Source organism: Amycolatopsis rhizosphaerae (genome assembly GCF_007713715.1).
Lineage (GTDB): Bacteria > Actinomycetota > Actinomycetes > Mycobacteriales > Pseudonocardiaceae > Amycolatopsis_E > Amycolatopsis_E rhizosphaerae.
Genome location: NZ_VJWX01000036.1, coordinates 1 through 17,484, shown reverse-complemented (window position 1 = coordinate 17,484; position 17,484 = coordinate 1). Strand labels below are relative to the sequence as shown.

The 17,484-nt window shown below is 71.2% G+C and carries 16 protein-coding genes; 8 read left to right on the top strand and 8 right to left on the bottom strand.

Features of this window, described 5'->3' with window-relative positions; all coding sequences use genetic code 11:
* Positions 1–28 precede the first annotated feature (28 nt).
* Positions 29–1,759, top strand: a complete 1,731-nt coding sequence (locus FNH05_RS06320) for an NAD+ synthase (protein ID WP_144586328.1) — start codon at positions 29–31, stop codon at positions 1,757–1,759.
* Between the two features lie 70 nt (positions 1,760–1,829).
* On the opposite strand, the gene FNH05_RS06315 is transcribed toward FNH05_RS06320, so the two are convergent.
* Positions 1,830–2,615 (bottom strand): helix-turn-helix domain-containing protein, encoded by a 786-nt coding sequence (locus tag FNH05_RS06315; RefSeq protein ID WP_144586327.1) that lies wholly within the window; start codon positions 2,613–2,615, stop codon positions 1,830–1,832.
* A 117-nt stretch (positions 2,616–2,732) separates the two neighbouring features.
* Here FNH05_RS06315 and FNH05_RS06310 point away from each other — a divergent pair, with 117 nt between their 5' ends.
* Together FNH05_RS06310 and FNH05_RS06305 are read left to right on the top strand one after the other, a co-directional pair.
* Positions 2,733–3,089 carry a VOC family protein gene (locus FNH05_RS06310; protein ID WP_144586326.1) on the top strand — a complete coding sequence of 119 codons (357 nt, stop codon included), beginning with the start codon at positions 2,733–2,735 and terminating at the stop codon, positions 3,087–3,089.
* Between the two features lie 6 nt (positions 3,090–3,095).
* Positions 3,096–3,644: a methylated-DNA--[protein]-cysteine S-methyltransferase gene (locus FNH05_RS06305; RefSeq protein ID WP_144586325.1), complete on the top strand. Its 549-nt coding sequence runs from the start codon at positions 3,096–3,098 to the stop codon at positions 3,642–3,644.
* On the opposite strand, the gene FNH05_RS06300 is transcribed toward FNH05_RS06305, so the two are convergent.
* Complete coding sequence (locus FNH05_RS06300) at positions 3,641–4,264, bottom strand: DinB family protein (RefSeq protein WP_144586324.1); 624 nt, start codon at positions 4,262–4,264, stop codon at positions 3,641–3,643. The genes FNH05_RS06305 and FNH05_RS06300 overlap by 4 nt on opposite strands.
* Positions 4,265–4,459: 195 nt before the next feature.
* Here FNH05_RS06300 and FNH05_RS06295 point away from each other — a divergent pair, with 195 nt between their 5' ends.
* Genes FNH05_RS06295 through FNH05_RS06280 form a run of 4 tightly spaced genes read left to right on the top strand, consistent with a single transcriptional unit; the run spans position 4,460 to position 8,568 of the window.
* A complete protein-coding gene (locus FNH05_RS06295; protein WP_342781535.1) occupies positions 4,460–5,752 on the top strand; it encodes a MurT ligase domain-containing protein in 1,293 nt (430 codons plus the stop codon).
* A complete protein-coding gene (locus tag FNH05_RS06290) occupies positions 5,749–6,480 on the top strand; it encodes a type 1 glutamine amidotransferase (protein WP_144586323.1) in 732 nt (243 codons plus the stop codon). The genes FNH05_RS06295 and FNH05_RS06290 overlap by 4 nt, the downstream gene beginning before the upstream one ends.
* Before the next feature lie 28 nt (positions 6,481–6,508).
* Entirely contained in the window at positions 6,509–7,900 is a 1,392-nt protein-coding gene (locus tag FNH05_RS06285; protein ID WP_246127561.1) for a sensor histidine kinase, read from the top strand.
* On the top strand, positions 7,900–8,568 hold the full coding sequence (locus FNH05_RS06280) for a response regulator transcription factor (RefSeq protein WP_144586322.1): 669 nt from the start codon (positions 7,900–7,902) through the stop codon (positions 8,566–8,568). The genes FNH05_RS06285 and FNH05_RS06280 overlap by 1 nt, the downstream gene beginning before the upstream one ends.
* Here the strand turns inward: FNH05_RS06280 and FNH05_RS06275 are convergent.
* The 6 genes from FNH05_RS06275 to lysX all read right to left on the bottom strand — a co-directional run bounded on the left by FNH05_RS06275 (position 8,550) and on the right by lysX (position 16,375).
* A complete protein-coding gene (locus tag FNH05_RS06275; RefSeq protein WP_144586321.1) occupies positions 8,550–9,803 on the bottom strand; it encodes a sensor histidine kinase in 1,254 nt (417 codons plus the stop codon). The two genes, FNH05_RS06280 and FNH05_RS06275, sit on opposite strands and share 19 nt — an antisense overlap.
* The gene (locus FNH05_RS06270) at positions 9,800–10,474 is read right to left on the bottom strand and encodes a response regulator transcription factor (protein ID WP_144586320.1); all 675 of its coding nucleotides are present in this window, start codon (positions 10,472–10,474) and stop codon (positions 9,800–9,802) included. Before FNH05_RS06270 ends, FNH05_RS06275 begins: the two co-directional genes overlap by 4 nt.
* Entirely contained in the window at positions 10,471–11,160 is a 690-nt protein-coding gene (locus tag FNH05_RS06265; protein WP_144586319.1) for an FAD:protein FMN transferase, read from the bottom strand. The genes FNH05_RS06270 and FNH05_RS06265 overlap by 4 nt, the downstream gene beginning before the upstream one ends.
* Before the next feature lie 4 nt (positions 11,161–11,164).
* Positions 11,165–11,638: an FMN-binding protein gene (locus tag FNH05_RS06260; RefSeq protein ID WP_144586318.1), complete on the bottom strand. Its 474-nt coding sequence runs from the start codon at positions 11,636–11,638 to the stop codon at positions 11,165–11,167.
* A gap of 8 nt (positions 11,639–11,646) precedes the next feature.
* Positions 11,647–12,969 carry a ferredoxin reductase family protein gene (locus FNH05_RS06255; RefSeq protein WP_144586317.1) on the bottom strand — a complete coding sequence of 441 codons (1,323 nt, stop codon included), beginning with the start codon at positions 12,967–12,969 and terminating at the stop codon, positions 11,647–11,649.
* Positions 12,970–13,081: 112 nt separating this feature from the next.
* On the bottom strand, positions 13,082–16,375 hold the full coding sequence (gene lysX, locus FNH05_RS06250) for a bifunctional lysylphosphatidylglycerol synthetase/lysine--tRNA ligase LysX (RefSeq protein WP_144586316.1): 3,294 nt from the start codon (positions 16,373–16,375) through the stop codon (positions 13,082–13,084).
* 125 nt (positions 16,376–16,500) lie between these two features.
* Here lysX and panB point away from each other — a divergent pair, with 125 nt between their 5' ends.
* On the top strand, positions 16,501–17,418 hold the full coding sequence (gene panB, locus FNH05_RS06245; RefSeq protein ID WP_425458417.1) for a 3-methyl-2-oxobutanoate hydroxymethyltransferase: 918 nt from the start codon (positions 16,501–16,503) through the stop codon (positions 17,416–17,418).
* Positions 17,419–17,484: the final 66 nt, after the last annotated feature.

The following is a 17,484-nucleotide window of genomic DNA, read 5'->3' as shown; positions in this document are numbered from 1 at the left end:
GAGCCGGTGTGTGGGTGAGAATGTGCCTATGCCGCAACTACGGATCGCGCTCGCGCAGATCAACTCGACCGTCGGGGACATCGCGGGCAACACCCGGCTGCACCTCGACTGGGCACGCCAGGCCCTCGACGCACGGGCCCATGTCGTGGTGTTCCCCGAGATGTCGCTGACCGGCTACCCCGTCGAGGACCTCTCCCTGCGTTCGACCTTCGCGCAGGCTTCCCGTCAGGCGGTCGACGATCTGGCGGGCAGGCTGGTCGAGGCCGGTTGTGGTGATCTGCTGGTCTACGTCGGCTATCTGGACCTCGACGAGGCCGGCCCGCGCGACGCTGCCGCGGCCCTGTACCGCGGCGAGGTGGTGGCGCGGCAGTTCAAGCACCACCTGCCCAACTACGGCGTGTTCGACGAGCATCGCTGGTTCAAGGCGGGGCAGACGCTGGACGTCGTGCGGCTCCATGGCCTCGACATCGGCATGGTGATCTGCGAGGACATCTGGCAGGACGGCGGGCCGGTGACGGCGCTGGGCCAGGCCGGGGTGGATCTCGTGGTGGCGCCGAACGCGTCGCCGTACGAACGCTCCAAGGACGACATCCGCCTGCCGCTGGTCGCCCGCCGTGCCGCGGAGGCCGGCGCGCCGCTGGTGTACGCGAACCTCGTGGGTGGCCAGGACGACCTGGTCTTCGACGGCGACTCGATCGTCGTGGGCGCGAACGGCGATCTGCTGGGACGGGCGCCCCAGTTCGTCGAGCACCTGCTGGTGGTGGATCTGGACCTGCCCGCGGGCGGGCATTCCGCCGAGGGCGAGTTCGCCGGGCTGAAGGTGCGGCGGCGTGTGCTGGGCACCGAGTCGGCCTCGCCGTACGAGCCGCTGCCCGAAGCGCCCATCAGCGAACCGCTGTCGGACGAGGCCGAAGTGTGGTCGGCGCTGGTCGTCGGGCTGCGCGACTACGTCCGGAAGAACGGGTTCCGCTCGGTGCTGTTCGGTTTCTCCGGCGGTATCGACTCGGCGGTGACGGCGGCACTGGCGGTGGACGCGCTGGGCGCGGACGCGGTCTACGGCGTGTCGATGCCGTCGAAGTACTCGTCGGCGCACTCCCGGGAGGACGCCGCCGAGCTGGCGCGGCGCCTTGGCTGCCATTTCCGGACCGAACCGGTCGAGGACATGGTGGAGGTGTACGTCAACCAGTTGAAGCTCGCCGGAACCGGGCTCGCCGAGGAGAACATCCAGGCCAGGGTCCGGGGGATGCTGCTGATGGCTCTGTCCAATCTGGAGGGCCATCTGGTGCTGGCGACCGGGAACAAGACCGAGCTCGCGGTCGGGTATTCGACGATCTACGGCGACGCCGTCGGCGGGTTCGCCCCGATCAAGGACGTGTTCAAGCGGCACGTCTGGGAGCTGGCGCGCTGGCGCAACGCGGAGGCCGAAAAGCGCGGTGAAACGCCGCCCATCCCGGAGAACTCGATCACGAAACCGCCGTCGGCGGAGCTGCGGCCAGGGCAGCTCGACACCGACTCCCTGCCCGATTACGCATTGCTGGACGACATCCTCGACGACTACATCGAGGGCGACCGCGGATACGGCGACCTGCTCGCGGCCGGTTTCGAGCCGGAGACGATCGACCGGGTGCTGCGGATGGTGGACCGGGCCGAGTACAAGCGGCGGCAGTACCCGATCGGCACGAAGATCACCTTCAAGGCCTTCGGCCGCGACCGGCGCCTGCCGATCACCAATGGCTGGCGCGAGGGCGACCAGCGCTGACGGGAGCCGGTCCGGAGCAAGGGACCTTTACTACGGCACGGCCGAACTGGAGTAAACATCCCTTGCTCCATCACGGACCGGCTTGGGCGAGCAGGTGCCGCAGGGCGGCCGGGGTGTGCCCGACGTGCTCACGCACCGTCCTGGTCAGGTGCGCCTGGTCGGCGAAGCCGAGGTCGGCGGCCAGCACGGCGAGGTTCGGTTCGCCCGCTTCCAGCCGGTCCAGTGCGCGCCCGACACGGACCCGGTTGCGGTAGCGGGTCAGCGACGTGCCGAGGTGCCGCGAGAACGCGCGGCTGAGCCGGTACGGCGACACCGACAGCAGGGTCGAAAGCGGCAGCAGTCCGGCCGAGGCCGGATGGTCCTCGAGGATCGCCTCCCGCGCCCGGGACACCAGTACCCGGTCCGCCGCGCGCATCTCGACGGTGCGGCGGAGCGCGACTCCCAGCAGGGTGACCAGGGTTTCGGCCAGCGCGAAATCGGTGTCCCCGATACCGGCGGCGGCGAGAAACCGCCGGTGCGCGAACTCGAGCGCGGCGTCGACATACAGTTCGGGGCGGTGGTCCTCCCCGGCCACCGACCACCACAACCGGCCGCTGTAGCTGACCGCGGTGCACACGTCCCCGCCCGCCGGATGCGCGAAATGCTCCTCGTCCCCGGGCAGGCTGACATAACCGACCGTCGTGTCGACGTCGGTCACCACACCCGCGATACGGCGGCGGAACCGGCCGCGGCGCACCAGGACCAGGTTGTATTCCGTGCGGTGTTCCGCCGCCGACCAACCCCGATGATCATCCCGGCAGAACACGGTGCGCACGGCGAAATCCGGCCGGGCGGCCAACTCGACAGCGCTGCGCATACGCGCAGGCTACGTCCGGGGTACGACAAAAACCCGCGGCAAGAATCTTCAAGACCCGCGGTGCCGTCTCCGGGCACGCTGCACTGGCAGCAATTCCCAGCGAATCAGGAGTACCCGATGAGCGTCACCCTCTCCACCATCGTGATCGACTGCGCCGACCCGTCCGCACTGGCCGAGTTCTACCGGACCGCCACCGGCTGGAAGATCACTTCCGCCGACGAGGACAGCGCCTACCTCGGCGATGGCGGGCCGGTCCAGCTCGGCTTCCAGCGGGTGCCCGGATACCGCTCCCCCGCCTGGCCGGACGACGCCAAGCACTTCCACCTCGACTTCACCGTCCCGGATCCGGCGGCCGCCGAGCGGGAGCTGCTCGCGCTCGGGGCCGCCAAACCGGAGTTCCAGCCGGGCGGCGCCGGCTGGACGGTGCTCACCGACCCCGAGGGGCACCCGTTCTGCCTGGTGCCCGAGAATTGAGCGATCATGACGGCTCAAGGGTTCGCGGTGTTCGCCACCGCGATCGGGCACTGCGGGATCGCCTGGAACGACCGCGGTGTGGTCAGCGTGCGGCTCCCCGAGGGCGGCGCCGCCAGAACCCGCGCCCGGCTCCGTGCGCGGTTCCCGGGCGCCGCCGAGGCCAGTGCCGCACAACCACCACCGGCCCCCATTCGCCAGGGCATCGAGGACATCGTGGCCCTCCTGCGCGGGGAACCCCGCGACCTGGCCGACCTCCCCGTCGACCTCGAAGGCGTGCCGGAGTTCCACCTCAGGGTCTACGAACTGGCCCGCACGATCCCACCGGGCAGCACCCTCACCTACGGGGAGGTGGCCACCCGGCTGGGCCTGCCCGGTTCGGCACAGGCCGTCGGGCAGGCGCTGGGGCGCAACCCCGTGCCCATCGTGGTGCCCTGCCACCGTGTGCTCGCCGCAGGCGGCAAAATGGGCGGTTTCTCCGCCCCCGGGGGCGTGGACACCAAGCGCCGCATGCTGCTCATCGAGGGCGCACCGGCGGTCGAGCCGACCCTGTTCTAGAGGGTCCTTCGAAGGGGCGAAGCCGGTTGCCCCACACGGTCAGCGGGGCGCCAGGGCTTCAGCCAGGGTGACTCCGGCCAGCCCTCGGCGGCGGCCAGCAGCCCGAACGCGGTGGCCCCGTCGAGATGCTCGCGCACGATGTCGGCGTGTCCCGCATGGCGTGCGGTTTCCTCGATGAGGTGGAACAGGACCCACCGGACCGACCAGGCGTCCACATCCCGCGGGAGCCACCCGGCGCCGGGCGGCACCGGGACCGGCAGGCCGAGGTCCTCGATCCCGGCCACCGTCTCCTCGGTCTCCCTGGCGACCTCGTCGTACCGGGCCAGCAACTCCTCCAGCGTCTCGTCCGCGCCCATGCGGAAGTTCTCCAGGGAGGCCGCGGACCGCTCCTCGGCCGAGCCGGGTGGTCTCCGTTGCCGGACCGTGTCCATCCAGCCCCGCTCGGTGAAGGTCACGTGTTTGACCAGACCGCCCACGCTCAGCGCGCTCCGGCTCGGCGCCGAGCGCGCCTGCTCGTCGGTCAGCCCGTGTGCGGCGGTGCGCAGCACCAGCCGCTGCTGGGCGAGAAAGGCCAGCAGGCCGTCGCGCTCGTCGGCGATGGGACGCACGTAACCGGGCATGTCGCTTCCTTCTTTCGGGGATGAATGACCGCCACAGCGGTGTGAACATCGTCGCACCGGGTACCGACAGATCTACGATTCACGCAGGTCGGGGCCGCCCCTGCAGCGCGTTTCTCAGGGTCCTCACAGCGTTCAGCGCGCACGGTGTCGGCGACCAGTCCCGACCCCCGGTACGTGAAGGAGTGCGCTGCGGACATGGTGAACCACCAGGAGATGAGCCTGGGGTCCCCGGCCGGGCCCGGTCATACCCTCGCTGTGGCGAGCGCGCGGGGGTTGCCCCTCCGCACGCGGACGGCGATCGCGGCGGGCAGGCTCGCCGCCGCGGCCTCGCGGCTGAGCAAGCTCGGCAACGGTGGCGTGATCGGCGGCCGTGCGGCATTGATGCTGGACCCGGACGCGTTGCGACGGCTCGGCCAGGGCCGCAAGGTCGTACTGGTGACCGGGACCAACGGCAAGACCACCACCTCACTGATGATCAGCAGGCTGCTGGAGACCCTCGGTCCGGTGGCCGCGAACGGCGACGGCGCGAACATGCCCGACGGCGTGCTTTCGGCGCTGGCGAAGCGGCCTGATGCCCCGTACGCCGTCCTCGAAGTCGACGAAACCTACGTTCCGTGGGTCGCCGAGCGGATCCAGCCCGCCTGTCTGGTGCTGCTCAATCTCAGCCGGGACCAGCTCGACCGCGTGGGCGAGGTGCGGGCCACCGAGCGCGAGCTGCGGGCCGCGATCACACGCCTGCCGGACACGACCGTGATCGCCAACTGCGACGACACGCTGGTCACCTCCGCCGCGCTCGGCGCGAGCCGGGCGGTGTGGGTCAGCGCGGGCCAGGAGTGGCGTGACGACTCCGCCTCGTGCGCCCGCTGCGGCCAGGCCATCCGGCACGAGGGGTCGCACTGGAGCTGCGTGTGCGGGTTCTCGCGGCCCGAGCCCGCCTGGTCGCTGGTGGACAAGAACCTCGTGGCGGCCGACGGCAGCACGATCCCGCTGGAACTGCAGCTGCCCGGCCGGGCGAACGCGGCCAACGCGGCCATCGCCCTGGCCACGGCCGCCGAGCTGGGCGTTCCCCCGGAACTCGCGGCCGACCGGTTGCGCTCGATCACCAACGTGGCCGGGCGGTACCGGCGGGTGAACGTGGACGGGCACGCGGTGCGGCTGCTGCTGGCGAAGAACCCGGCGGGCTGGAACGAGACGCTGCCGATGCTGGATCAGGGTGTTCCCGTGGTCATCGCGGTGAACAGCCAGGAGGCCGACGGCCGGGACACCTCCTGGCTGTGGGACGTGCCCTTCGAGCGGCTGCGCGGGCGATCCGTGGTGGCGTCCGGCGAGCGGGCCACCGACGTGGCCGTGCGCCTGACCTACGCCGAGGTCCCGCACATCACGCTGAAGGACCCGCTCGACGCGCTGCAGGGCATCGAGTCCAGTGAGGTCGACCTGGTGGCCAACTACACCGCCTTCCGGGATGTCAACGCAAGGTTGAGAGCATGAGCGGCGACTCCGAGGTCCGGCTGGGCCTGGTGCTCCCCGACGTGCTGGGCACCTACAGCGACTCCGGCAACGCGACCGTGCTGAGCAAGCGGCTCGAATGGCGTGGCGTGCCCGCCACGATCGTCCCGGTCAAGCTCGGCGAACCCGTGCCCTCCTCGCTCGACCTGTACCTCCTCGGCGGTGGCGAGGACGAGGCGCAGGCGCTCGCCGCCACGCACCTGCGTGCCCACCGGGGCTTGCAGGAGGCCGCCGCGCGCGGCGCCGTCGTGGTCGGGGTGTGCGCGGGATTCCAGGTGCTCGGTACCTCCTTCGTCACCTCGGGTGGCGTCGAGCACGAGGGGCTCGGCCTGCTCGACGCGACCACCCGGCCGGGTGAGCGGCGCGCGGTGGGCGAGGTGGTGGCCCGGGTCGATTCGCTCCTCGGCGACGAGCCGCTGACCGGTTTCGAGAACCACCAGGGCACCACCACCCTCGGCCCGGGCAGCGCACCGCTGGGCGAGGTGGTCCGCGGGGTGGGCAACGGCGACGGCTCCGGCTCCGAAGGCGCCCGCACCGGGCACATTCTGGCCACCTACCTGCACGGACCCGTGCTGGCGCGCAACCCCGCGCTGGCGGATCTGCTGCTGGAATGGGTGCTCGGTGAGCCCCCGAAGCCCCTGGCGCTGGCCGAGGTGAGCGCGCTCCGCCGGGAGCGCCTGAGCGGCGTGAGGTTCGGGCATCGCCGGTGACCTCGTCGCCGGTCCTTACCCTGCACTGGTGACGATTCGCCTTCCTCGCTCCGGTGTGCGCGCCCGCACCACCCTGATCGCGGTCGTCGTGCTGACGCTGGCACTGGCGCTGGCCAATGTCATGGTGGTCGTCCTGCTCAGCTGGTCGCTGGACAAGGCGACCACGCAGGACGCCCGCAGCGCGGGACGGCAGGTCGCGAACGAGCTGGCCAAGCAGGGCACGCGTGACCTCACGCCCTCCGACGTCGCCAGCTCCGGCGACTCCGCTTCGATGATCCAGGTGCTCGACGCGAACGGCGTGCCCTTGGCCAGCGATCCGGCGATCGTCGGCTACCCCGCGCTGACCTCGGCGCGTCCCGTGTCCGGTCAGGACGTGGTCGAGACGACGACGATCAGGGTCAACGGCAGCAGGCAGGACTACCGGCTGGTGGCCAGGGGCGTCAACGGCCCTGGCGGGCCGTACACGGTGATCTCGGCCCGCTCCCTGGCCCCGGTGACCGAGGCATCCACCCGGCTGACGCTGCTGCTGTGTCTCGCGGCGGTCCCCATGCTGGCCATCTCGGCGCTCGCCGGCTACCGGGCGGTCGGCTCGGCGCTCAAGCCGGTGGAGCAGATGCGGCGCACGGTGGCCGAGATCTCGACCCGCGACCTGAGCCTGCGGGTGGGGCTGCCGCCGGGCAACGACGAGGTGCACCGCCTTGCCACCACGCTGAACAGCATGCTCGACCGGTTGGCCTCCACGCAGGAGGCGCAGCGCCGGTTCGTGGCGGACGCCAGTCACGAGCTGCGCTCGCCGTTGAATACCATCACCACGGCACTGGAGGTGTCCGAGCACCACCCGGAGACGATGAGCACCGGCGAACTGCTCGGCGTGGTGTCCCAGGAGACGGCGAGGCTGCGGGAGCTGGTCGACGACCTGCTGCTGCTGGCGCGGACCGACGACGCGACCGACAACCCGGTCCGCACCGAAGTGGATCTGGACGATCTCGCCCACGCCGAGGCCGAACGGGCCAGAGCCGGGGTGAAACTGCGGGTGGAGATCCGCACCGAGCCGGCGAAGGTGCGCGGGAACGCCGCTCAGCTGCGGCGCGCGATCCGGAACCTGGTGGACAACGCCCGCGAGCACACCCACGGGCGGATCCGGGTGTGCACGTACACGATGGACGGCATGGCGGTGGTCGAGGTGAGTGACGACGGGCCCGGGGTGCCCCCGGCGGACCAGGAAAGGATCTTCGAGCGGTTCGTGCGGCGGGACGATTCGCGGCAGCGCCGGGTGGGCGGCTCCACCGGGCTGGGCCTGGCCATCGTGGCGGGCATAGCGGCCCGTCACGGCGGGCGTGCGCGCTACGCGAACGTGGCCGACGAGGAATACCCCGGGGCGCACTTCCGCATCGAACTGCCGCTCGAGGTCGCCGCCTGATGCGTGTCCTGGTCGTGGAGGACGAGACAGCCTTCGCCGAAACCCTGCGCAAGGGCCTGCGCGCCGAAGGGTTCACGGTGGACGTCGTGCACACCGGCACCGACGGGTTGTGGCGGGCCAGCGAACACACCTACGACGTGATCGTGCTGGACCTCATGCTGCCCGGCATGTCGGGCTACGAGGTGGTGAAGAACCTTCGCGCGGCGGAGAACTGGACCCCGGTGCTGATCCTGACCGCGAAGGACGGCGAGTACGACGAAGCGGACGCCTTCGACCTCGGTGCCGACGACTATCTGACCAAGCCGTTCTCCTACGTGGTTCTCGTCGCCCGCCTGCGGGCGTTGCTGCGGCGCGGCGCGCCGGAACGGCCCGCCGTGCTCACCGTCGGCGATCTGCGGGTCGACCCCGCCGCCCGTACTGTCCACAGAGGACAGACGAAGATCGAGCTGACCGCGCGGGAGTTCGGCCTGCTCGAGTTCCTGGTGCGGCGGCGCGGGGAGGCACTGAGCAAGCACGAGATCCTCAGGCACGTGTGGGACGCGCACTACGACGGCGACGAGAACGTGGTCGAGGTCTACGTCGGCTACCTGCGCCGCAAGATCGACGTGCCGTTCGGCACGCACACCATCGAAACCCTCAGAGGGGTCGGCTACCGGTTGTCCGCCTGAGCGACGCCGGGAACCTGGCCGTTGCGCAGCAGCGGGAGCGACAGCGACAACGTCGCACCCCCGCTGTCCGGATTGCGCGCGGCGACCGACCCGCCGTGCCGCGCGGCGATCTCACTGACCAGGGACAGGCCGAGCCCGTAGCGGCGCCGCTCCCCCGGCGCCGCGTCCGCGGAGGCCTTGACGAAGCGGGTGAACAGGTTGGGCAGCACGGCGGCGTCGATGCCGGGCCCGTCGTCCGCGACGTCCACGCGCACCTGCCTGCCGGACACTCCGAGTGCGACCCGGAGGCGGCTGTGGGCGTGCCGGACCCCGTTGTCCAGCAAGGCGTTCACCGCCCGCCGCAGGGCCGCCTCGTAGCCGGAGACCCACACCGGTGCGGGCCCGTCCAGCACCACCAGCTCGATTCCGTGTTCCGTCGCGGCCGGGGTGGCGGCGTCCACCGCCTGGCGTACGAGGGCGCCGAGCTCCACCGGCTGCCGGGGCACGTTTTCGCGGGGATCCGCGGCCAGCAGGAGGTCTTCGAGGATGGCGCCCAGCTCACCGGCGTCTTCGACCAGGCCGTTCACGTCGGCTTCGGTGGGCTGGCCGCGCAGGCGCCTGCGCAGCATCTGCGCGCGGGTGCTCAGCAGCGTCAACGGCGTGCGCAGCTCGTGACTGGCGTCGGCGACGAACCGGCGTTGCAGGGCCAGCGCGCCGACCAGGGGCAGGACCGCCCGGCGGGCCACCCAGGCCCCGGTGAGCACGGCCAGCAGCAGTCCCGCCACCCCGGAGATCAGCAGCGCCTGCACCAGCCTGCTGCGCTCGATGTGGGCGGGCCGCAGGTCCAGGATCGCCTGGATCACCTTGTCCCCGGCGCGTTCGGTGCGGACCCGGTACTCGCGCTCGTGGTCGACCCTGAAGTCCTCGGTCGTGGCGATCCCGTCGGCCCGCACCCGCTGGATGGCGGCGACGTCCGGCAGGCCGGGCGGCAGGCCCGAGGTGGCCTGTATCTGCCCCTGGGCCAGCACCACCAGCCAGGTCCCCGCCGGCGGGTCGGACACGTCGTCGGCCCGCGCGATCGCGGTCGCGAGCGTCGCGTTCTGTTCGTCGTGCTGGCTGTGCAACACCACCAGCACCGCCACCGCGCACAGCAGTACCACGGTGGCCCCGACCACGAGGGCCGACTGCAGACCGATCCTCAGCATGGTGCGCCGGATCAGCCGCGCGTCGTCCGAATCGTCGCGGCGCCAGCTCATTGGTCGCGCCCGAGCTGGTAGCCCCGCCCCCGCACGGTGTCCACCACCTTGCGGCCGAGTTTGCGGCGCAGGTAGTGCACGTAGGTGTCCACCACCACCTCGCTCTCGGCCTCGCCGAACACGAGCCCGAGCAGTTGCGCCCGGGAGAACACGTGCCCTGGCCGGGTGGCGAGGGTGGCGAGGAGGTCGCATTCCCGTTCCGACAGCCGCACCGGGCCGATACCGGGCCGGATCACGCAGCGGCTGTCCAGTTCGAGCCTGCCCGACGGCACGGGGAGCGAACGAGCGTCGTCGAGGTGGCGGCGGCGCAGCGCCCGCAGCCGGGCCAGCAGCTCGTCGACGTCGAACGGCTTGCCGAGATAGTCCTCGGCGCCCGCGTCGAGCCCGGCCACCCGGTCGGCGGGGTTGCTCAGTGCGGACAGCACCAGTGTCGGGGTGACCACACCGCGCAACCGCAGGCGGGCGAGCAGGTCGAGCCCGTCGATCGCGGGCAGCCCGCGGTCCAGCAGCAGCACGTCGTACTCACGGGTGAGCCCGAGGTGCAGGCCGCGCTGGCCGTCGGCGGCCGTTTCGACGTGGTAGCCCTCCTCGGTCAGAAGGACCTCGAGCATCACGAGCAGTTGCGGGTCGTCCTCGACCACCAGCAGCCTCGGAGCGACGGGTACGTTCACGAGGTCATTCTCGTCAGCCCGGCGGAGCGCCGCACGCGGCGCCCGGCGTCCACCGCGAACACCAGGCAACCGGGCTGGGCATCGGCCCAGGCGACGCCCTCGGCACCCATCGCGAACGCGGCCGTGGACACGGCGTCGGCGGTGGTCAGATCGCCGGCGATCACGGTGAGGCTCAGCAGGTCCCGCACCGGCTCGCCGGTGCGGCCGTCGAGGATGTGTTCGCCGCGTTCGTAGGTGCCGGAGGTGGCCACCGCCTGGTCGCGGACGGTGAACACGGCGCACACCTCGTGTGCGTGGTCCGGGTGCTGGATGCCGACCGACCAGGCCCGCCCGGCCGCCACCACGTCCCCGCCCGCGTTGAGCAGGAACTCACCGACGCCCTCGGCGCGGAGACGGTCGGCGGCCCGCTGCACCGCCCAGCCCTTGACCACTCCGCACGGGTCGAACGGCCTGCCGGGCAACCGGGCGCGGAAGGCCCCGCCGCTGCGTTGTTCGTATTCGTCGCACAGGGCGCGGATTTCCGCCATGTCGGGACTGTCCGTCCCGAGGCTGACCTCGCTGTCCTCGCGGAAGGGACTGAACCGGCGGTCGACCTCCCGCAGCCAGTCGAAGACCAGTTCGGCGGCCTCGGCGTGCGGCACCTCCACCGAGATCGGCATGCCCATGATCTGGGCGACCCGCCGCATCGGCTCAGTTGCCCCTCTGGTCGATCGCCGCCTGCAGCGACTCGGCGTAAGCCTCGCTGGTCGTGGTCGCCCCGGACACGGTGTCGATGTGCGCGCTCTGCGCCTGCAGCGCCTCCTCGCGGAGGGTGGGTTCGGCACTGTTCGCGATGCGCTGGCTGTGCCGGTCGTCGGGCTCGGTGGTGATCCTGACGTCGGTGATCTTGTTGCCGGCGAAGGTGACCTGCACCTGGTACGGACCGTACTCGGTGTCCACAGTGGACCCGTTGACGACCTTGCGGCCCCCGCCGCCCGCACCGCTCGGCGGAGCGGACTTCGGGGCGCTGGAGGAGGTCGACGGAGACGGCGAAGACAATGGCGCTTCCGTCGCCGGTGTCGAGTTGCCGCTCAACGCCGAAGCCGGCGAGGACGCCGGGTGATAGCGCAGCAACGGAACAAGCCCGGCGATGGTCAGCAGGACGACGATGACAACTCGGCGCACAGTTTCTCCTAGGCGGCGAAGGCGAAGCGCTCGCTGTGACACTGGGATTCCGGAACACGAAGCTCGTGAAGCGTTTGCAGCACGGCTTCGGTCATGCCCGGTGGGCCGCAGACGTAGACGTCGCGGCGCCGCACGTCGCGCACCATCGCCGCGAGGTGCCCGGGGCCCATCATCGGCCCGTACCGGCCGACCGCGGTGGACCGGCCGACCACGACGTGCAACCGCGCCCCGCACCAGCGGGCGAGTGAGTCCAGTTCGTGGGCGAGCACCGCGTCGCGGGGCGTGCTCGCCCGGTAGATCACCGCGATGTCGTCCCGCGCGTAGGCGAACTCCTCCAGCAGCGCCCGGATCGGCGTCACGCCGACACCGCCCGCGATGAGCAGGACGCGCTTGCGGGTCCGGCGATCCGCGGTGAAGGCGCCGTACGGTCCCTCGGCCAGCACCCGGGTCCCGGGCCGGATCCGTTGCAGCCACGCGCTGCCGTCCCCGAGCGCCTTGACCGTGATCCTCAGGTGGTTACCGTCCGGCATCGCCGACAGCGAGTACGGATGCGCCTCCCACCACCGGTTCCCGAACCGCCACAGGAAGAACTGCCCGGCCCGCGCGGGCAGCCGGTCGAGATCGCGGCCGCCGATCCAGATCGTGACCACGTCGTCGCTCTCCCGCACCACCGACTCGACGCGAAGCCGGTGCCGGAAGTTACGCCACAGCGGCAGGCCGGCCCGGCTGACGAACACCAGCCCCAACGCCACCCCGTACAACGTCCACCAGTAGAACCGCCCGATCGGCGCCTGGGTGAAGTCCTGCCCGATGCTCACCTGGTGCAGGAAGCCCAGCACGACCGCGAGATAGGCGTAGAGGTGCACGAAATGCCACGACTCGTACCGCATCCGGCGACGAGCGCGACGAGCCGAGGTGACCGCGACCGCGATCAGCAGGAGTGTGGCGACCGTGGCCTTGAGCACGTCCTCGGTGTCGAAGACCAGCGTGCCCAGTTCGGACACCACCCCGCTGCCGTCCTGGCCCGCGTAGCCGAGGGTGATGAACACGACGTGCGCGATCACCAGCCACAGCACCCAGAACCCGCTCCAGCGGTGCCAGGCGGTGAGCCGGTCCATGCCGAGGCGGGTCTCCAGCCACGGCAGCCGTGAGATCAGCACCAGTTGCAGCACCAGCGCGAGCGCCCCGTAGAGCCCGGTGAGCCTGCCCAGCGCGGTGAGCAGCGCCCCGTGCGCGCCGAGGTTTTCGAAGCCGTGTCCCAGGACGAACAGATCGGTGGCCCACGCCGCATTCAGCGCCAGCAGGGCGAACAGCCAGTGGACCGCTTTCACGCCCTGAAGTCTCTGCCGTTTTTCTGGGTGAAACCTTGGAGCACACCGACAGCGGGAACGGAAAACGGCATGTGGCGGGAAACCCGGCAAACCCCGCGGCCGGGACCACCGCTCAGGCGCGGGGCCGGGCGAACGGGAAGAGGACGGTCTGCCGGATGGACGCTCCGGTGAGCATCATCAGCAGCCGGTCGATACCCAGGCCCAGGCCTCCCGTGGGGGGCATGCCGTGTTCGAGGGCGAGCAGGAAGTCCTCGTCCAGTTCCATCGCCTCGACGTCCCCGCTGGCGGCCCGCAGGGACTGCGCCTCCAGCCTGCGGCGCTGTTCGAGCGGATCGGTGAGCTCGCTGTAGGCGGTGCCGATCTCCGCGCCGAACGCGATGAGGTCCCAGCGCTCGGCCAGCCTCGGGTCACGCCGGTGCTGACGGGTCAGCGGCGACACCTCGGTGGGGTAGTCGGTGTAGAAGGTCGGCTGGACGGTCCTGGGTTCCACCAGGTGCTCGAACGCCTTCAGCACGAGGTCGCCGTGCGAGGCGTCCTCCGCGGCCTGGACACCGGCGCCCCGGCACAGCTCGCGCAGCCGTTCCACCTCGCTGCCCGGCTCGACCCGCTCGCCCAGCGCCTCGGACACCGCGTCGTGCACCGTGACGACCGGCCAGTCCCCCGAGATGTCGATCTCGCCGACGTCGGGGCGCCGCACCACCGGCGCACCGTGCGCCGCCACCGCGGCCTGCTGCACCAGTTCCCGGGTCAGGGTGCGCATGGTGTCGTAGTCCGCGTAGGCCTGGTACGCCTCGAGCATGGTGAACTCGGGGTTGTGCGTGGCGTCCACACCCTCGTTGCGGAAGTTCCGGTTGAGCTCGAACACCCGCTCGACCCCCGCGACGCACAGCCGTTTGAGGTACAGCTCCGGCGCGATCCGCAGGTACATCCGCATGTCGTAGGCGTTGATGTGGGTGATGAACGGGCGTGCGTTCGCCCCGCCGTGGACGGTCTGCAGCATCGGGGTCTCGACCTCGAGGAACTCCCTCGCGTGCAACCGTTCCCGGACCGTCCGCACCACCTTGCTGCGCAGCTTCAGCATGCCCGCCGCGTCGGGGTTGACCATCAGGTCGAGGTACCGCTGCCGCACCCGCGTCTCCGGGTCGGCCAGCCCCTTCCGCTTGTCCGGCAAGGGATGCAGGCACTTCGCGGTCACCGTCCACTGGTCCACCCGCACCGACAGCTCGCCGCGCTTGGACGTGACCACCTCGCCGCGCACGCCGACGTGGTCGCCCAGGTCCACGCCGTCGCGCCACAGGTCGAGCTGATCCTCCAGCAGCATCAACTGGAGCTCGCCGCTGAAGTCGCGCACGCGCGCGAAGCACAACCCGCCGAGATCGCGGATCGCCACCACCCGCCCGGTCACCCGCACCTCGTGCCCGGTGTGGCTGTCCGGGCCCAGCGTGCCGAACTTGCGGGTGATTTCGGCGAGCGCGGTGTCCCGCTCGAAGCCGACGGGGTACGGGTCGATTCCCGCGTCCCGCAGGCGATCCAGCTTCGCGATGCGGACCCGGACCTGCTCCGGGCGCCGGAGCGGCCGGGGCTCCACCCGCTGCGCGGCGGCGTCGATCTCCCTGACGCGGTCGAGGAAGTCGTCGCTCACGATGCCGGCGGAGAGGGCGCGCCGCCGCGAGCGCAGGCTCGCCGGGAGGAAACCTTCGAGCGCACCCGCGACCAGACCGATGCGGGGAAGGCGGCGCGCCGAGGTGTAGCACAGGAACCGCGGTTCCCAGTCCGGGCCGTACTTGGCGTTGGACCGGTACAGCGATTCGAGCTGGAAGAAGCGCGACGCGAGTCCCAGCACGGCACGCCAGGCACGGAGCACGGGGCCCGCCCCGATCCGCTCGCCTTCGGCGAACACCGCGCGGAACATGGCGAAGTTGAGCGAAATCCGCTGCGCGCCGAACTCGCCGGCGTGCTCGACCAGCTTCGCGACCATGTACTCGTTCAGCCCGTTCTCGGCGTCGCGGTCGCGGCGCATGAGGTCCAGGGACAGGCCACGCCGCCCCCACGGCACGAACGAGAGCAGCCCGCGAAGGACACCGGCGGCGTCGTAGGCCTCCACCATGACGCAACGACCGTCACTGGGATCGCCGAGGCGGGACAGCGCCATCGAGAAGCCGCGCTCGGTCTCGGCACCGCGCCACTGCTGGGCCCTCGCCAGCAGTTCGTCCATTTCAGTGGGTGAGATGTCGGCGTGCCGCCGGACGCGCGCGGTGTAGCCCGCCCGCTCGATGCGGCTCACCGCCTGGCGCACGGACTTCCGCTCCGGGCCGGTCAGGCTGAACTCGCGGATGTCGAGGATCGCCTCGTCCCCCAGTTCGAGCGCCTTGAGCCCGGCGCGCGCGTACACCTTCGCGCCCCGCTCGCTGGCCCCGAGCACCCCGGCGGCCCAGCCGTAGGTGTGCGCCTCGGCCAGCCAGGACGCGACGGCCTGAGGCCACGCCTCCGGATCGCCGATGGGGTCCGCACTGGCCACGCTCGTGCCCCCGAGCACGCGGTAGGTGACGGCGGCACGCCCGTTCGGCGCGAACACGACGCTCTTGTCGCGGCGGGTGGCGAAGTACCCGAGGGAGTCGTCCTCGCCGAACTTCGCCAGCAGTGACCGCAGCCTCAGCTCTTCCTCGTCGGTGCGGTGCCGCTGGCTGCGCACCCCGCGGAAGAACGTGTACAGCGTGGCCACCGCCACCGCGGTGGCCCCGAGGTCGAGCAGCAGATCCAGCCAGGGCGGGCCCTCCCGCACGCCGAGCCGCCGCAACTGGAGCAACTCGCCCGTGGCGTGGTTGGCCGTCCACAGGAAACGGTCCCCGGTGCCGGTCAGCGTGCCGGGGAAGAACTCGGCCAGCGCCCACCCGCCGAGGATGACCGCGGACATGCCCACCGCGCCGACCAGCAGCGCACGCTTCCACGCGCCGGGGGCGAGCCGCGCGGGGAACGCGGGCCGCAGCGCGATCAGGAACACGATCAGCGCGATCGAAACCACCTCGGCGATGGTGAAGCCGATCAGCGGCACCGGCAGGAACCGGGGCCGTCGTTGCGGGGCGAGCAGTTGCGGCGCCCACAGCAGCGTCGCCTGGTAGCCGACGGTCATGAACAGGCCGCCGACCTGGAACAGGATCAGCGTGTCCAGCGCCGCGCGCTTGCGCCGCCGCAGCGCCGCGCCCAGCACGAACAGCACCAGCGCGATCAGGATGTTCGAGTCGACCGGGATGTTGACCAGGTTGAACAGCGCCACGATCCGGCGGACCGCGGTGTGCCCTCCGTCCCAGATCAGCAGCAGCACCGACATCAGGGCGCCCAACTGCACCACGGTGGCGACGACGCCGCCCGCCTTGCGCCGCCAGCGCGGCACCTCCGCCTCAGACATCGTCACCACCCCGTGTGAAGCTCATCGCAGGTGCTTGGGCCGTCTCCCGCCACGATGTCACGCTGATTACTCCAGATCCACGACCCGGGGACCCGATGAGGGCCTCGAGGGAAGGTTGGTCGACGATGATGTCTCACCACTCTGGCGAGGGGCTGCCCGCAGGCGGTCGGCAAGAGTCTTCGAAGGACGCCGCGAACACCGAGACGGCGGCTCCCTACGGCACCGGCCCGCGGACCGGCGCACCGGTGAAGAAAGTCCGTATCCACCACCTGCAGGAGCTCAAGGACCGCGGCGAGCCGTGGCCGATGCTCACCGCCTACGACATGTATACCGCCGAGCTTTTCGACGAAGCGGGCATCCCCGTCCTGCTGGTCGGCGACTCCGCCTCGAACAACGTGTTCGGTTACGACACGTCGCTGCCGGTGACGGTGGACGAGCTGTTGCCGCTGGTCCGCGCCGTGACCAGGGCCACGAAGCGGGCGCTGGTGGTGGCGGATCTGCCGTTCGGCTCCTACCAGCTCTCGCCCGAACAGGCACTCGCCACCTCCGTGCGGTTCATGAAGGAGGGCCGCGCGCACGCGGTCAAACTCGAAGGCGGCCGCCGCTTCGCCCCGCACGTCGAGGCGCTCACCGGAGCCGGTATCCCCGTCATGGGGCACATCGGCTTCACTCCCCAGAGCGAGCACAATCTGGGCGGTTATCGCGTCCAGGGCCGTGGTGCGGCGGGTGACGCGCTCGTCGCCGACGCGCTCGCCCTCCAGGAGGCCGGGGCGTTCTCCGTCGTGATGGAGATGGTTCCGGCGGAGGTCGCCAAGCGCGTCACCCACGAGCTGAAGATCCCCACCGTCGGGATCGGGGCCGGTCCGGACTGCGACGCGCAGGTGCTGGTCTGGCAGGACATGGCCGGGCTGCGCCGCGGCAGGGCACCGCGGTTCGTCAAGCGCTACGCCGACCTCGCCGGGGTGCTCTCCGGGGCGGCCGCGGCCTTCGCCGACGAGGTGCGCCGGGGCGAGTTCCCCGCACCGGAACACGCCTTCCACTGACGCGCGGTCCTCAAGGAGCTGCGAACTCCCGCGAGGGGCCCCCTCACGGTCGATCCGACCGTGAGG